Consider the following 14,944-nt stretch of genomic DNA (forward strand, 5'->3'; position numbering starts at 1 on the left):
GGCACTGCCTTCTTTCTGTAGGCGCGAATTCATTCGCGAAGGGCCGCGTGCGGCCCGTGATCCCGTATCGGGAATGAATTCGCTCCCGCGCCCATAAAAAAGCCCGGTAGAACCGGGCAAGCACTACTTCGCAGGAGCGAAGAGAGATTCAGGCGCTTTGCGCCATCGGAAGGATCGCTTCGGCCGCGGCGACTTCACCTATGACCAGAATGGCCGGGCTCTTGAGTTCGAACGCCCTGGCATCCGTTTGCATGCAGGCAAGGGTGCTGCGGCACTCCCGTTGATGGGGCAGGGAAGCGTTCTCGATCATCGCCACGGGCATGGCGCCGGTCATGCCGCCAGCCAGCAGTCCTTCCCTGATATCCGCCAGTTTTGCGACCCCCATGTAAACCACCAGGGTGGTGCCCGATTGCGCCAGGGCACCCCAGTTGAGGCTGCTGTCGTCCTGGGTGTGGGCAGTGACCAGGGTCACGCCACGGCTGATGCCGCGCAGGGTGAGGGGAATACCGCAGTTGGTGGCTCCGGCCAGGCCCGCGGTGATGCCATTGACCAACTCACTTTCGATGCCGCGCTCGGCGAGCCACTCGGCCTCTTCGCCGCCGCGACCGAAAATGCACGGATCGCCGCCTTTCAGACGCACCACGCACTTGCCCTGGCGCGCATAGCGCAACATCAGGCGATGAATGAATTCCTGGGGTGTCGAGCGACAGCCACCGCGCTTGCCGACGCGGACCACCCGAGCAGTGGGGGAGTGCTCGAGCACAGATGGATTGACCAGGTCGTCGATCATGACCACATCCGCCTGATTCAAGGCCTTTACCGCCTTGAGGGTGAGGAGCTCAGGGTCGCCAGGGCCCGCACCTACCAGCCAGACTTTGCCGTTCATTGGAGTTCTCCCGGGCGCATTGCGCTCCACAATTGATTCAGGTCCAGGCGAGCACGTCGTTGGAAGCCAGTTCGATCTGCCAGTCATGCAGGGGGCACGCCTCGTGGCCCTCGGCTGCGTGACCGGCATGGGGGAGGTCGCCAGCGCAGAACATCTCGATTCCGGCGATCTTGAGTCGGGTGCCCGTGCGCGCCCCCTGGTAACGGGCGAAACCGAGCATGGCCAGGTGATTGGCACAGACCTTGGCCTGCTCCATCAGCGGCGCTACCAGGCCATAGGAAACACCGCGATGGTTGGCGCATTCACCGATGGCATAGATGCGCGGATCGTAGGTCTGCAGGGTGTCGTCGACCAGGATGCCGTGCTTGCAGGGCAGACCCGCCCGTTCGGCGAGTTCTGTATTGGGCGTGATACCGGCCGCCATCACCACCAGGTCGGCAGTGATGATTTCGCCGCCCGCCAGTTGTACCGCGCATACCTGGCCACCCCCGTTGTCGATCAACTCTTCAGTGGCAGTGCCCAGGCGGAATCGGATGCCCCGGGCCTGCAATGCGCGCAGCAGCTTGTCGCCGGCCGGTTGGTCGAGTTGCTTCTCCAGCAGCCAGTCGGCCAGGTGCACCACGGTTACGTCCATGCCGCGTTGCTTGAGGCCATTGGCGGCTTCCAGACCGAGCAGGCCGCCTCCTATCACCACGGCGTGGCTGTGGGTGCGGGCGGTTTCAATCATGGCGCGCGCGCCGGCGATATCGCGGTAGCCGATCACGCCTTGCAGCCGATTGCCGGGGATGGATACGCGGCTCGGCGTGGAGCCGGTGGCGATCACCAGGCGGTCGTAATCGGCGCAGGTGCCGTTTTCGGCGATCACCTGGCGGCGCTGGCGATCGATTTTCACCACCTTGCGGCCCAGCAAGAGTTCAATTCCGTTATCCGCGTACCACGCCAGGTCATTGAGGATGATCTCCTCGAAGGACTGTTCGCCCGCTAGCACCGGGGAGAGCAGGGTGCGGTTGTAGTTCGGATGGGGTTCGGCGCCGAACACCGTGATCTGGTATCGCTCCGGCGCGAGCTTCAGCAGCTCTTCGAGGGTACGCACTCCGGCCATGCCGTTTCCGATCACCACCAGCTTGGATGTCTTCATGCCAGGACACTCCTGCATAAACGTCGAGCAAACAAAAAAGGCGTCCCGCTGTTGCCAGCAGGACGCCTTTGTCCAAGTCCCGTTCGACCGGGAAAGTGCCGTCTCGTCGTTGAGGCGGGCGCTTTTTGTAGATTGTCGAATGGGTTATTGCAGGTGCCGTGCCAACCCTTGCATGCCTTGAATCACGTGGTCCCGGGTGTTGACTCCCGGGTCGCCCCGCACCTTCCTGGGGCGGGCTGCATTGAACTGGTGCGTCAGCCCAGCAGGGCGACCAGTAGCACCAGATTGAGCACCAGCGACAGCAGGGCCAGTCCGCGCCAGACCTTCAGCGGCTCGCGTTCCAGCAAGGGCCTGGGTTTGGCGGTGAGGGCGCGGCGCTCCCCTTGTTCCAGGGCCAGTAGCCATTCCTCCATCGTTTCGTAGCGCCCGATCGGGTCGGCGGCGACTGCGCGAGTCAGGCATTCGTCCAGCCAGGCGGGCAGGTCGGGGCGGTAGCGGCTGGGCGGGGCGGGCGTACCGAAGCGTGGATGCTGGAAGGCCTCGACTTCGCCGTACGGGTAGTGCCCGGTGAGCAGGTGGTAGAGGGTGACGCCCGCAGCGTAGAGATCCTGCCGGGGAGACGGTGGCGTTCCGGAAAATGCTTCCGGGGCGATGTAGCTGGGAGTGCCCGGCAGGCTGTGAGCCTCGTCCTGGGACAGGCCGGGGCAATAGGCCAGGCCGAAATCCAGCAAGCGCAACTCGCCGTCATCGCCCCAAAGCAGGTTCTCCGGTTTGACGTCGCGATGCAGGATGTTGCGGCGGTGCAGCTGGCCCAGCGCCTTCAGCAGGCGCGGGGCGATATCCAGCCACTCCGGGAGCACCATGGGGCCGCTGAGGCGCAGGTGCTCGGCCAGCGTCTGCCCGGCGTATTCGCGCTGCACGTAATAAAGATGCTGGCGCCCGGGCAGAGGATGCACTTCGGGGAAGTGACGCCCGGCGACACGACGCAGGAACCACTCTTCCAGCATCAGGGCCGGGGCGGCGCCGGGTTCGTCGTGGCGGCTGGCGGGCAGGGTCTTCAGCAGCCAGCGGCGGTCCTGGCTATCGCGCACCCGATAGACCATGGACTGGCGGGATTCGGCGACCAGACGGTCTACCTGCCAGCCCTCGAAGTCGTGACCTTCCTGCAGGCGCGGTGGCAGTGGCCAGTGATCGAGTTGCGCCAGGGTATCGGCCAAACCCGCTTGGGGCAGGTTGTCGACGCGAATCAGCAGGGCGCTGGCATTGTCCTGGCCACCCGCCAGGTGCGCGGCGCTGACCAGTGCCTGGGCGGCGGCGGGGAGGTCCTGTTCATCCTGAAGGATGCGCTGGATGCCCTGGTCGCCGAGCACGGCCCAGACGCCATCGCTGACCAGTACGAAACCCTCGCGCTCCGCCAGTTCGCCATCGAGGTAATCCACCACCAGGTGCTGGTCCAGGCCGAGGGCCCGCTTGAGCACGTGCTGCATGCCGGGCTGTTCCCAGACGTGGTCCTCGCTGAGGCGGCTCAACTGCTGGCCGTCCCAGCGATAGGCACGGCAGTCGCCCACATGGGCCAGGGTGAAGCGGCGTCCGCGCAGCACCATGGCGGTCAGGGTGGTGAGCAGTGGCTGGCCGCCGCCGTTGGCCTGGAGCCAGCGGTTGTGGGCCACCAGCAGCCGGTCCAGGGATTGGGCGACGGCCCAGGTTTCCGGGGTGGAGTAGTAGTCCAGCGCCAGGGCCTGCAGCGTGGCGCGAGCGGCCAGACCACCGTCGGCGCACTGGCTGACGCCGTCGGCCAGGGCGAACAGGTAACCCTTGCTGGCAGCCAGCGCGGGCGCCGGGGTGACCACCCGTAGGGCGTCCTGGTTCTCCGCGCGCGGGCCGGTGGCGCTAGCCTCGCCGAAGCTGAGTTGCAGGGTCATCGGGCATGGGTCCTGTATGGCGAAAGGAGCGCGAGGCGCTCCTTGTCGAGTCTGGCTCGGCGCCGCACTGGGCGCCGATTCGTGCAGTACGTCAGACACGGGCGGCAGTGACGGCAGCCGAACCCCAGGTGGTGCGCCAGCGCTGCTTCACGCCATAGAGGCCGAACCACGCCACCACGCCCAGGCTGGCGAACAGCCACAGGCCAAGCTGGTAGTCGCCGGTGTGCTGCTTGATGGCACCCAGGCCAGCGGTCAGACAGAAGCCGCCGATGCCGCCAGCCATGCCGATCAGGCCGGTCATCACGCCGATTTCCTTGTGGAAGCGCTGGGGCACCAGCTGGAACACGGCACCGTTGCCGGCGCCGAGGCTCAGCATGGCGACCACGAACAGGGCCAGGGCGACGGTGGAACTGGAAATGTGGAAGCCCACCGCGGCGATGCATATCGAGGCGACCGTGTAGACCACCAGGAGGGTGCGGATGCCGCCGATGCGGTCGGCGAAGGCGCCACCCAGCGGGCGCATCAGGCTGCCGGCGAAGACGCAGGCGGCTGTGTAGTAGCCGGCAGTCACCGGGGGCAGGCCGTACTGATCGTGGAAGTAGCCGGGCAGGGTGCTGGCCAGGCCGAGGAAGCCGCCGAAGGTCACGCTGTAAAACAACATGAACCACCAGCTGTCACGGTCGCCCAGGGCTTTCAGGTAATCGCCAAGGGCCTTGGGTGCCGGGCGGTTGGGGGCGTTGCGCGCCGCCAGGAAGAAGATCGCCAATGTCAGTACCAGCGGGATCAGCGCCAGGCCGAAGACATTGTTCCAGCCGTACAGCGAAGCCAGGCCGGGTGCGAAGAGGGCGGCCAGCACGGTGCCGGAGTTGCCGGCGCCGGCAATGCCCATCGCCTTGCCCTGGTGCTGTGGCGGATACCACTGGGAAGCCAGCGGCAGGGCCACGGCGAAGGATGCACCGGCGAAGCCGAGGAACAGGCCGAGGAGCAGTGCCTGCTCATAGGTGCGGATACCTACCTGCCAGGCGACGAAGAGCGCGGCGATCACCACGACCTGGCCGATGAGGCCTGCTGTCTTGGGCGAGGTGCGGTCGGCGAGCATACCCATCAGGAAGCGCAGCACGGCACCGGCCAGGATGGGTGTGGCGACCATCATGGCGCGCTGCTGGGTGCTGAGTTGCAGGTCGCTGGCGATCTGCACCCCGAGCGGGCCGAGGACGTACCACACCATGAAACTCAGGTCGAAATAGAGGAAGGCGGAGAACAGGGTGGGCGTGTGGCCGGCTTTCCAGAAACTCGTTGTCATCGAACACCTCATCTGCAGTTAGGGGCCGGGAGGTGCTCGCGCCATGATCGTGGGCACGGCGGTCGCACCTCCCGGTAAAACGTCGCGCTTGTGGCGCGTCGTCCTGCGGCCGAAGCCGCAGCGGGATTGAGTGAGCTGCAAGCGAACGTCCGGATCCCGGCCCGTCCACCGCCCCATCACTGGGGCCGGAACGAAAAAGGCGCCGCACCACTGCCCGCATTTCTGCGTAGTGACGCGACGCCTTTGTCGTGTAGTAGGGCAACCGCCGTTGGCTACCTCTGACTGTCCCTGAGCAAGAGCCGGGCCAATCTGCGGAAATGCCGATTTAGAGCGGTTTCTGCGAGGGGTTCGATTTTTCTGTCTGAATCAAAACGGGGCGAAGGAGCTCCCGTTGCACCGAGTTGAAGCTGCACTGGCTCAGTCCAGCCAGTTCACCCCGGGGAAGGTCTTGCGAAAGCCCTCTGGCATGGGGACCACGCGGGACTCTTGGTAGTTGAAGAAGACGAATCCGGATTTGGCCATGGCTACCAGCTTGCCGTCGGCCGGGCGTGTGATACGGAAGGTGATGTCGCCGCCGTATTTGTTGAAGTCCATGACGCCCACCTCAAACAGCAACTGGTCGCGCGCATGGGCCTCGGCGCGGTAGGTGGTGGCCAGGTCGGTGACGATGATCCCAATGCCGTCCTCGGCTGTCTCGCTGATGCCGAATTCGAACAGGAAGCGCGCCCGCGCTTCGGAAATCATCGAGATCATCGAGTCGTTGCCCAGATGGTTGGCCCCGTTGATGTCGGTGACTCGCACGGTCAGGTGTGTGGAGTAGCAGTACTGGTCTTCAGGGAAATTCAGGGTAAGGCGGGCCATCGGAACCTCGGGCGTGGAAACAGCGAAGCGCTGATTCTACGCCCGTGCCAGGGGATGGCCCGGCATTTGCCGGCTGAATATCAGCGATGCAGGCCGTTCAGCCAGTAGAAGGTGACGCGGCCACCCTCGTTTTCGGCGCCGTAGTTGTCCTGGATGTAGGCGCCGGCTTTGAAGTAGAGCTGCTGATTACCCCAGTAGGCGCTGAGTTCGCGATAGAGGTTGCCGTCGTCACCGTTGCTGGTAATAACGATACCCAGCCTGCCGCTGGGGGTGATGCGCAGGTCGTAGCCGAACCGCTCGCCGAGGTCGACGTTCTCTGCCAGCAGAATGTTCTCCACTTCCGTATCGCCGGGGCGCTTGCGCAATAGCGCTTCGATACGGCCATTGCCGCGCAGGTAGTGGTACTGAATTTTCAACAGCGGGTCGTTCTGGCTGCCTGGCTGATCCTTGCTGTGGATCTGGCCGATGACGATCTTTTGAGAGCTGGGCACCTGCTCTACGGAGAGTACGGCGCTGAGGTAGTTGTCCGCGCTGGCGTGATACCAATAGCTGAGGGTCCCGTCGGTCTGGGTCTCTCGCAATTCGGTGCGGGGATAGCTGGAGTCTTCAGTACGAGCACCATTCACTGGAACCCAGAAGCTGATGCTGCCATCGGAGTTGCGACGGAAGTACTGACTTTCATAGCCGTTGTTGAGACGGCCAGTTTCGATGAGGGTATTGGAGGTGGTAGCTGGGACCGTCAGGTTCCAGGTGCTGAGGTCGATCACTGTATGTCCTTACTGCTGAATTCTTGGGGGCAGCAGTTCGTACATGCAGGAGGGGGAAAAGTTCCGGGGCGGAGGAGAGGAATATTGGGACTCTGGTACCCGCTTGGCTGGAGGGGCGGTCAGGTAGCTACAGGAATTAATGCGGATATATAGGATTTAATATTGGGTGAAGTTCCCCGTTTGTATTCGCACGGAAACTTCTTTTTGAAACTGGGCATCCCTGCCCAGCTATCTCTTACCAAGCGGCGAGTGCGGGATTCACTCGAGTAGGAGTGAGATTTTCAGCTCTGTTGCTTGCCCACTTCACCAGCAGCGTCATCGCGACGAAGCCAAGGCAGATGAACAGCGGGTAAGCGAACATGATTTCGCCAAGGGAGTATTTCCAGCTGAGCGGACGAGCGATGCCCAGCATGGCTCCGTAGAACCAGGAAACTCCGGAGACGACGCCCGAGAACACCGCGAGGGTGCGGGCATTGGTTTCCATTTTGACCAGCGAGCCAGCCTTCTTGATGGCCGGCAGTACAGCGCTGTGAAGCAGGAAACCGTTAACGGTCAACAGTGCCACGACCAGGATCTTGGCCTGGAGTTTAGGGTTGAGGAAGTACACCGCGCCTTTGACAGAGTAATCCAACAGGATGATACCTATCCCTGTAACCCAGAGTGCCGCGAGTGCAAGCAGTACAGTGTTCTTCAGAGTATCAAGATGGGTTTTGTCGCTATGGGCAGCGTCGTCTTCGCCGGAGATCATTTGCTTGATCATGGCGATGTCGCTGGTCAGGACCAGGCCGATAGCCACGCAGCAAGCGATCAGGTGGGCATAAACGACACCCATGCGCATTAGTTCCATGGTTGCTTCCTGTTTGAACAGGGAAGTAATTAGATGATACAGCTCCATGGTTGACCTCTTGTTTTACAAAGTAAGTTGGTGTGCTGATGCAGGAATGGCACCGATGTTTGTTTTAAATTTACTCGTTGGTCTCTTTGGACCTTGAGTGATGGTCAGGTTGAACTCGCATATCTAGTTATATTTCATGTCTTCATAAGCACTCCTCCTTTTTTGAGACAGAGAAACCACCTGCACGTGAACTAGTGCATTTGGAATCACTCCGGACTCAAGGGGAATTAGATAGACATGCGCGCCGGTGACCAGCCATGGTTCAAGAAGAGGCGCGATGAACTTCGGCTTTCATCAGAGTCATCCTACCCTCGCTTTGTTCAAAAATTGAGCTGAAAGCCGACGGGCGGTAGTGACTTGAGGGGCGCTGCAAGCGCTTGAAAAGGCAAGGAAACCTTGCCAGGTGGGCGTTTCGGGGAAGTTCAGTGGGAAGTGCGCCCCCTGTGACCTGGGGGCGCAATCCGGCGTCACGCCTTGCCGGTTTTCCGGGATTTGGACGCTGCCGGCGACTCAAGGAGCCCGTCCGCACGGAACATGCCCTTGATGCCGCGAACGGCCTGGCGGATACGATCCTGGTTCTCGATCAGGGCGAAGCGCACGTGGTCGTCGCCGTAGTCGCCAAAGCCCAGCCCGGGCGATACGCAGACCTTGGCTTCGGCCAGGAGCTTCTTGGAAAACTCCAGGGACCCCATGGCGGCGTAGGGCTCGGGGATCTTGGCCCAGACGTACATCGACGCCTTGGGGTTCTCCACCATCCAGCCAATCTCATGCAGCCCCTTCACCAGCACGTTGCGGCGCTGACGGTACTGCTCGGCGATGTCGCGAACGCATTGCTGGTCGCCTTCCAGGGCGGCAATCGCGGCAACCTGCAGCGGGGTGAAGGTGCCGTAGTCGTGGTAGCTCTTGATCCGCGCCAGGGCACTGACCAGTTCCGGGTTGCCGACCATGAAGCCGATGCGCCAGCCCGCCATGTTGTAGCTCTTGGACAGGGTGAAGAACTCCACCGCAATGTCCTTGGCACCGGGCACCTGCATGATGGAGGGCGCCTTCCAGCCGTCGTAGACGATGTCGGCGTAGGCCAGGTCGTGGACCACCAGGACGTCGTACTGCTTGGCCAGGGCGACCACGCGCTCGAAGAAATCCAGCTCCACGCACTGGGCGGTGGGGTTGGAGGGGAAGCCGATGATCATCATCTTCGGCTTCGGAATGCTTTCGCGAATGGCCCGTTCCAGCTCGGCGAAGAAGTCCACGCCGGGCACCAGGGGCACCGAGCGCACCTGGGCGCCGGCGATTACCGCACCGTAGATGTGGATCGGGTAACTGGGATTGGGCACGAGCACGGTGTCGCCGTGGTCCAGGGTGGCGAGCATCAGGTGTGCCAGACCTTCCTTGGACCCGATGGTGACGATGGCTTCGGTTTCAGGATCGATCTCCACGTCGTAACGGTCCTTGTACCAGCGCGAGATGGCTCGGCGCAGGCGTGGAATACCGCGGGAAGTGGAGTATCCGTGGGTGTCTTCACGCTGGGCGACCTGTACGAGCTTTTCCACGATGTGCGGCGGGGTGGCGCCATCGGGGTTGCCCATGGAGAGGTCGATGATGTCCTCGCCGCGACGGCGTGCTGCCATCTTGAGTTCGGCGGTGATGTTGAAGACGTAGGGGGGGAGACGATCGATGCGCGCAAAACGGCGCGGTGAACGCTGGTCAGTCATGCTTTCCTCGGATACGTAAGCGCCCGGAACCGTCCGAGCGACGTCGGCCACTGCGGTGGCCTGGCGGCGAAGATACGGGCTTCTCGGGCCGTTTGTCGAGGGAAGTTTTTTCTGCGTCACTGGCGCATCTCCGTCAGTGGAAGATGCGCCAGCCAAGGGCTTCAGCGGGAACTGCTCTTCAAGCGGGCGAGCAGGTCGGCCAGGCGCTCGATATCGGCGTCGGTGGTGCGCCAGGAGGAGACGCTGAGGCGGAATGCCGGGCGGCCCTGCCACAGCGTGGGGCCGAACCAGACCTCGCCGGATGCCTGGGCTGCGTTGCGGATGGCTACCGTTTCCTCGTCGGTGTCGGCTCGCACCAGAACCTGGTTGAGGACCACGCGGTTGACCACCTGATAGCCGGCTGAGCGCAGGCGTCCGGCGAGGTGATCGGCCTGGCGCACGTGGCGATCGGTCATGTCTGCCAGGCCATTGCGACCGAGCGCGGCCAGAGCGGCCCAGATGGGAATGCCACGGGCGCGACGGGAAAATTCCAGGGTCAGGTTTTTCTGCGCATCCCGCGAGGCCGTGGCATAGGCGGCATTGCTGTTCATCGCCGTGGCCAGGGCGTCGGCATCGCGACAGATGGCCATGGCGCCGTCGTAGGGAGTGTTCAGCCATTTGTGGCCGTCGCAGGTCCAGCTATCGGCCTGCTCGACGCCAGCGGCAAGGTGCGCCTGGGACGATGCGCGGACCCAGAGGCCGAAGGCGCCGTCGACATGGACCCAGGCGCCGGCAGCCCTTGCACGGGGGATCAGCTCGGCGAAGGGATCGAACTCGCCGGTGTTGACCTCGCCCGCCTGCAGGCAGAGGACGGTCATGTCGTCCAGCGGCGGCAGGCGCGCCGGGTCGATGCGGCCGTATTCGTCGGTGGGTGCGACCAACAGGCGGTTCATGCCGAAGCCGAGGATGCGCAGCGCCTTCTTCACCGTGATGTGGACACTGGCAGAAACCACCACGCGCACTTCGGGTGCACCTATCAGGCCGTCGCCGTCGAAGTCCCAGCCCTTGCGCGCCAACAGCGTGCGGCGTGCCGCGGACAGACAGGCGAGGGTGCAGGCGGTGGCGCTGGTGCCGAAGCCCACGGCGCTGCCGATGGGCAGTCCCAGGCTTTCCAATACCCAGCGTGCGGCCACTTTTTCGATGCGATCAGCGGCGGGGGAGTTGTCGAAGGAGGACGCGCACTGGTCCCAGGCCAGTGCCAGGCGCTCGGCAGCTGCGGCGGCTGGCAGGGTGGCGCCGATCACAAAGCCGAAGTAGCGCCCGCCATTGGAAGCAGTGGTGGCAGGGGAGCCCAGCTCATCGAGTTGATGCAGCACTTCCTCCGCAGGGCGGCCCTGGTCAGGCAATGGCCCGTCGAAGGCAGACAGCGCCTGGATGGCGTCCGGGGAGGGGAAGACCCGGCGCTGTGGTATCCCGTCGACGTAGGCGAGGGCGCGGCGGTCGGCGTCTTCGAGGAGCTGGCGTTCATTATCCATGGCGGTCTCGCGGGAGGGAGAGAGTGCTCCTTACCTTAGCGGGACCGCGCGAACGCCAGCAGATACACCTGACGGCATACAGTTGCGCTGGGCTCGGGCTTCAATGGCCGAGCATGTCGTGCATTGCGATGATCTGCTCAGCAACCTGGATCAGCTTCTGCTGGCGGCTCATGGCCTGGCGACGCATCAGCGTATAGGCCTCTTCTTCGCCGCAATGCTTCATCTTCATCAACAGGCCTTTGGCCAGTTCGACGCGCTTGCGTTCGGCCAGTTGCTGGTCGCGGGCGTTAAGCTGGGCGCGCAGCGCCTGGTCGGCTTCGAAGCGCGCCATGGCGACGTCGAGTATCGGTTGCAGGCGGTCGGTCTGGATGCCTTCGACGATGTAGGCGCTGACGCCGGCCTGGATGGCCTGGCGCATGACCTTGGGGTCGTGCTCGTCGGTGAACATGACGATGGGGCGGGGCTGGTCGCGGCTGACCAGCACGACCTGCTCCATCACGTCGCGGCCAGGGGATTCGGTATCGATCAGCACCACGTCCGGGCGGACGGCTTCGACGCGGGCCGGCAGGTCGATGGTCAATCCGGACTCGTCGATGACTTCGAAGCCGGCCTCCACCAGGGCGGTCTTGAGGCGCCCGACTTTCTTTGCGGTGTCGTTGATCAGCAGGATGCGCAACATGGCGGCGGTCTTCCCCAACGGCTACAGGGCAATGGCGCGGGCGTGGCCGGCCAGGGAATGGATCGGGAAGCTCCGGGCATAGGCGACAGGGTCGCTGCCGTCCCAGAGGCGCCCGTCGATCAGGGTGGCGCTGCGCATCAGGTCGGGGACCGGGATATCGAGCGCTTCTGCAGCGTCGCGGTAGATGTCCAGACGTTGCACGCGTCGGGCGATGGCTAGGTAATCCGGGTCGTCCCGCAGCAGCCCCCAGCGACGGAACTGGGTCATGAACCAGATGCCGTCGGAGAGGAAGGGCATGTTCACCTGGCCGCCGTCGAAGAAGCGCAGCGGGTGCTGGTCCTCCCAGGCATTGCCGAGGCCATCCTGGTAGTGCCCGAGGAAGCGTGGCTCCACGGCCGATAGCGGCACGTCCACGTAATCGCTGCCACTGATGAGCCAGGCCGTGCTACGGCGGTTTTCCTCGCTGGCATCGATGAAGCGGCTGGCTTCCAGGACTGCCATGGTCAAAGCGCGGGCGGTGTTGGGGTACTCCTCGGCGAATTCGCGAGTAACGGCCAGGACCTTCTCTGGGTGATCGGGCCAGATCATCTGGCTGGTGGCCAGGGTGAAGCCCTGGCCCTGGTCGACTGCCAGCGCACCCCAGGGGCCGCCGGCGCAGAAACCGTCGATACGTGCTGCCTTGAGGTGGGCGACCATTTGCGAGGGTGGGACCACGACTGTGTCCACGTCCCGCAGTGGGTGGATGCCCTGGGCCGCCAGCCAGTAGTTCAGCCACATGGCGTGGGTGCCGGTGGGGAAGGTCTGGGCGAAGGTCAGACGCGCACCGCTATGGTGCACGTGATTGGCCAGCGCATCGGAACTGGTCACGCCAATGCGCTTGAGTGGTTCGGACAAGTTGATGGCCTGGCCGTTCTGGCAGAGCCCCATGAGGATGGCCATCTCCGAGGCCGGGCCACCGATGCCCAGTTCAATGCCATAGACCTGTCCATAGAGCGCCTGCGCGGCATCCAGTTCGCCAGAGAGCAGTTTGTCGCGCAGGGTGGCCCAGGACGACTGGCGATGCAGGTCCAGGGTCAGTCCGTATGGCTGCGCGAAGCCCTGGGTGGCGGCGACTATCAGCGAGGCCGAGTCGGTCAGGGGCATGAAGCCCAGGTTGAGCACGCACTTCTCCGGGGCGTCGCTGCCTGCGACCCAGGTCAGGTTGTCCGGGCGCGTGATGTTCTGCTTGTCCGTCATGTCGATTGCCACCTATCAGCAAAATGGCGTCGATCCGGTGTGTCCGGAGTCGACGCCATTGTCATCAGCCCGCTCCGCCGTTGGAGCGCGCCTCGTTGTTGCTGATGAAGCAAGCGATATGCCAGTGACGCAAAAAAGAGCCCCGCAATGGCGGGGCAGGATTCGGAGGTCGGAGCTACCTCAACGTTCGATGATCTGCTTCACCTGGTTTTGTGGAATCTGCTGCGTGCGGCCTTCATGGTCCTCGAATTCGAGCATGCCGGTGTCTCTATCCAGTTCGGGTTTTTCGTCGGTGGCGATGAGCTGGCCGTCTGTCGTGGCGATCAGGTATTCACTTGAGCAGCCTGCCAGGCCAAGGGTGCAAGTGAGGATCAGGAACCAGGTTTTCATGGAGGCCTCCCCCCGTTGTGGGGTTCATATCTGCAACATAGCTGCTGAGGGGGTACCTGCAAGTCGGTTCGATGGGAATGCGGAAGGCCTGTGATGCAGATTGCAGAAAAGAAAAAGCCCCGCACGGGGCGGGGCTTTCTCTTTACCGAGCTACCGATGGGGCCTTAGGCCTGGACCACCGGGATCTTGGCGTTTGCAGCGGCTTCCTTGTACTCGGCGATCTGGTCGAAGGACAGGTAGCGGTAGATATCGGCAGCCATGCTGTCGATGTTCTTCGCGTATTCCATGTACTCCTCGACGGTCGGCAGTTTGCCCAGGATGGAGGCAACGGCCGCCAGTTCGGCGGAGGCCAGGTAGACGTTAGTGGCGTCGCCCAGGCGGTTCGGGAAGTTACGGGTGGAGGTGGAGACTACGGTGGCACCGGTCTGCACGCGGGCCTGGTTGCCCATGCACAGGGAGCAACCCGGCATTTCCATGCGGGCGCCGGCTTTGCCGTAGATGCCGTAGTAGCCTTCTTCGGTCAGCTGGTGCTGGTCCATCTTGGTCGGCGGAGCCAGCCACAGACGGGTCGGGATACCACCCTTGACCTTGTCGAGCAGCTTACCGGCAGCGCGGAAGTGACCGATGTTGGTCATGCAGGAGCCGATGAACACTTCGTCGATCTTGTCGCCGGCCACGGTGGACAGCAGGCGGGCATCGTCCGGGTCGTTCGGCGCGCAGAGCACAGGCTCTTTCACGTCGGCCAGGTCGATTTCGATAACGGCGGCGTATTCGGCGTCCTTGTCGGCTTCCAGCAGTTGCGGCTTGGCCAGCCAGGCTTCCATCGCCTGGGCGCGACGCTCCAGGGTACGGGCGTCGCCGTAGCCTTCACCAATCATCCAGCGCAGCAGGGTGATGTTGGACTTCAGGTATTCGGCGATCGCGTCTTCCGGCAGCTTGATGGTGCAACCAGCAGCGGAACGCTCGGCCGAGGCGTCGGACAGCTCGAAGGCTTGCTCGACGGTCAGGCCGTTCAGACCTTCGATCTCGAGGATGCGGCCGGAGAAGATGTTCTTCTTGCCCTTCTTCTCGACGGTCAGCAGGCCGGCCTGGATGGCGTAGTAGGGGATGGCATGCACCAGGTCACGCAGGGTGATACCGGGCTGCATCTTGCCCTTGAAGCGCACCAGAACGGATTCCGGCATATCCAGCGGCATGACGCCGGTGGCCGCAGCGAAGGCTACCAGGCCGGAACCGGCCGGGAAGGAGATGCCGATCGGGAAGCGGGTGTGGGAGTCGCCACCGGTGCCGACGGTGTCAGGCAGCAGCATGCGGTTCAGCCAGCTGTGGATGATGCCGTCGCCCGGACGCAGGGACACGCCGCCGCGGGTCTTGATGAAGTCCGGCAGGGTGTGGTGGGTGTTGACGTCGATGGGCTTCGGATAGGCAGCGGTGTGGCAGAAGGACTGCATTACCAGGTCGGCGGAGAAGCCGAGGCAGGCGAGGTCTTTCAGCTCATCGCGGGTCATCGGGCCAGTGGTGTCCTGGGAACCGACGGTGGTCATCTTCGGCTCGCAGTAGGTGCCCGGACGGACGCCTTGGCCTTCGGCCAGACCGCAGGCACGGCCAACCATCTTCTGGGCCAGGGTGAAGCCCTTGCCG

General features: G+C 63.5%; 12 protein-coding genes and 1 pseudogene. All 13 read right to left on the reverse strand.

The window, feature by feature from the left end:
• Positions 1-148: 148 nt before the first annotated feature.
• Positions 149-886: a uroporphyrinogen-III C-methyltransferase gene (cobA, locus tag E8F06_RS02365; protein ID WP_280363804.1), complete on the reverse strand. Its 738-nt coding sequence runs from the start codon at positions 884-886 to the stop codon at positions 149-151.
• Positions 887-1,022: 136 nt separating this feature from the next.
• Positions 1,023-2,024, reverse strand: a pseudogene (locus tag E8F06_RS02370) (FAD-dependent oxidoreductase); the annotation flags it as partial.
• A gap of 254 nt (positions 2,025-2,278) precedes the next feature.
• Positions 2,279-3,946, reverse strand: a complete 1,668-nt coding sequence (locus E8F06_RS02375; RefSeq protein ID WP_280363806.1) for a bifunctional protein-serine/threonine kinase/phosphatase — start codon at positions 3,944-3,946, stop codon at positions 2,279-2,281.
• 91 nt (positions 3,947-4,037) lie between these two features.
• Positions 4,038-5,249: a nitrate/nitrite transporter gene (locus E8F06_RS02380; protein ID WP_280363808.1), complete on the reverse strand. Its 1,212-nt coding sequence runs from the start codon at positions 5,247-5,249 to the stop codon at positions 4,038-4,040.
• Between the two features lie 417 nt (positions 5,250-5,666).
• Positions 5,667-6,110, reverse strand: a complete 444-nt coding sequence (locus tag E8F06_RS02385; RefSeq protein WP_280363810.1) for a thioesterase family protein — start codon at positions 6,108-6,110, stop codon at positions 5,667-5,669.
• A gap of 80 nt (positions 6,111-6,190) precedes the next feature.
• On the reverse strand, positions 6,191-6,877 hold the full coding sequence (locus E8F06_RS02390) for a polysaccharide lyase family 7 protein (protein WP_280363812.1): 687 nt from the start codon (positions 6,875-6,877) through the stop codon (positions 6,191-6,193).
• A 235-nt stretch (positions 6,878-7,112) separates the two neighbouring features.
• Positions 7,113-7,772 (reverse strand): hypothetical protein, encoded by a 660-nt coding sequence (locus E8F06_RS02395; protein ID WP_280363813.1) that lies wholly within the window; start codon positions 7,770-7,772, stop codon positions 7,113-7,115.
• Between the two features lie 467 nt (positions 7,773-8,239).
• Positions 8,240-9,484: an alanine transaminase gene (gene alaC / locus E8F06_RS02400; protein WP_280363816.1), complete on the reverse strand. Its 1,245-nt coding sequence runs from the start codon at positions 9,482-9,484 to the stop codon at positions 8,240-8,242.
• Positions 9,485-9,645: 161 nt separating this feature from the next.
• Positions 9,646-10,998, reverse strand: a complete 1,353-nt coding sequence (locus tag E8F06_RS02405; protein WP_280363817.1) for a pyridoxal-dependent decarboxylase — start codon at positions 10,996-10,998, stop codon at positions 9,646-9,648.
• A gap of 100 nt (positions 10,999-11,098) precedes the next feature.
• A complete protein-coding gene (locus E8F06_RS02410; RefSeq protein ID WP_280363819.1) occupies positions 11,099-11,677 on the reverse strand; it encodes an ANTAR domain-containing response regulator in 579 nt (192 codons plus the stop codon).
• Between the two features lie 21 nt (positions 11,678-11,698).
• Complete coding sequence (locus tag E8F06_RS02415; RefSeq protein ID WP_280363821.1) at positions 11,699-12,913, reverse strand: CmpA/NrtA family ABC transporter substrate-binding protein; 1,215 nt, start codon at positions 12,911-12,913, stop codon at positions 11,699-11,701.
• A gap of 180 nt (positions 12,914-13,093) precedes the next feature.
• Positions 13,094-13,303 carry a YgdI/YgdR family lipoprotein gene (locus E8F06_RS02420; protein ID WP_280363823.1) on the reverse strand — a complete coding sequence of 70 codons (210 nt, stop codon included), beginning with the start codon at positions 13,301-13,303 and terminating at the stop codon, positions 13,094-13,096.
• Positions 13,304-13,467: 164 nt separating this feature from the next.
• Positions 13,468-14,944 (reverse strand): bifunctional aconitate hydratase 2/2-methylisocitrate dehydratase (locus E8F06_RS02425; RefSeq protein ID WP_280363826.1); only part of this gene is annotated, 1,477 nt, incomplete at its 5' end.

The organism is Pseudomonas sp. BN411 (genome assembly GCF_029871235.1).
Taxonomy (GTDB): domain Bacteria; phylum Pseudomonadota; class Gammaproteobacteria; order Pseudomonadales; family Pseudomonadaceae; genus Metapseudomonas.

Excerpts from the sequence above, each read along its gene's own strand:
- cobA (WP_280363804.1), bottom strand. The coding sequence starts at position 886 with ATGAACGGCAAAGTCTGGCTGGTAGGTGCGGGCCCTGGCGACCCTGAG.
- E8F06_RS02375 (WP_280363806.1), bottom strand. The coding sequence starts at position 3,946 with ATGACCCTGCAACTCAGCTTCGGCGAGGCTAGCGCCACCGGCCCGCGC.
- E8F06_RS02380 (WP_280363808.1), bottom strand. The coding sequence starts at position 5,249 with ATGACAACGAGTTTCTGGAAAGCCGGCCACACGCCCACCCTGTTCTCC.
- E8F06_RS02385 (WP_280363810.1), bottom strand. The coding sequence starts at position 6,110 with ATGGCCCGCCTTACCCTGAATTTCCCTGAAGACCAGTACTGCTACTCC.
- E8F06_RS02395 (WP_280363813.1), bottom strand. The coding sequence starts at position 7,772 with ATGGAGCTGTATCATCTAATTACTTCCCTGTTCAAACAGGAAGCAACC.
- alaC (WP_280363816.1), bottom strand. The coding sequence starts at position 9,484 with ATGACTGACCAGCGTTCACCGCGCCGTTTTGCGCGCATCGATCGTCTC.
- E8F06_RS02405 (WP_280363817.1), bottom strand. The coding sequence starts at position 10,998 with ATGGATAATGAACGCCAGCTCCTCGAAGACGCCGACCGCCGCGCCCTC.
- E8F06_RS02410 (WP_280363819.1), bottom strand. The coding sequence starts at position 11,677 with ATGTTGCGCATCCTGCTGATCAACGACACCGCAAAGAAAGTCGGGCGC.
- E8F06_RS02415 (WP_280363821.1), bottom strand. The coding sequence starts at position 12,913 with ATGACGGACAAGCAGAACATCACGCGCCCGGACAACCTGACCTGGGTC.
- E8F06_RS02420 (WP_280363823.1), bottom strand. The coding sequence starts at position 13,303 with ATGAAAACCTGGTTCCTGATCCTCACTTGCACCCTTGGCCTGGCAGGC.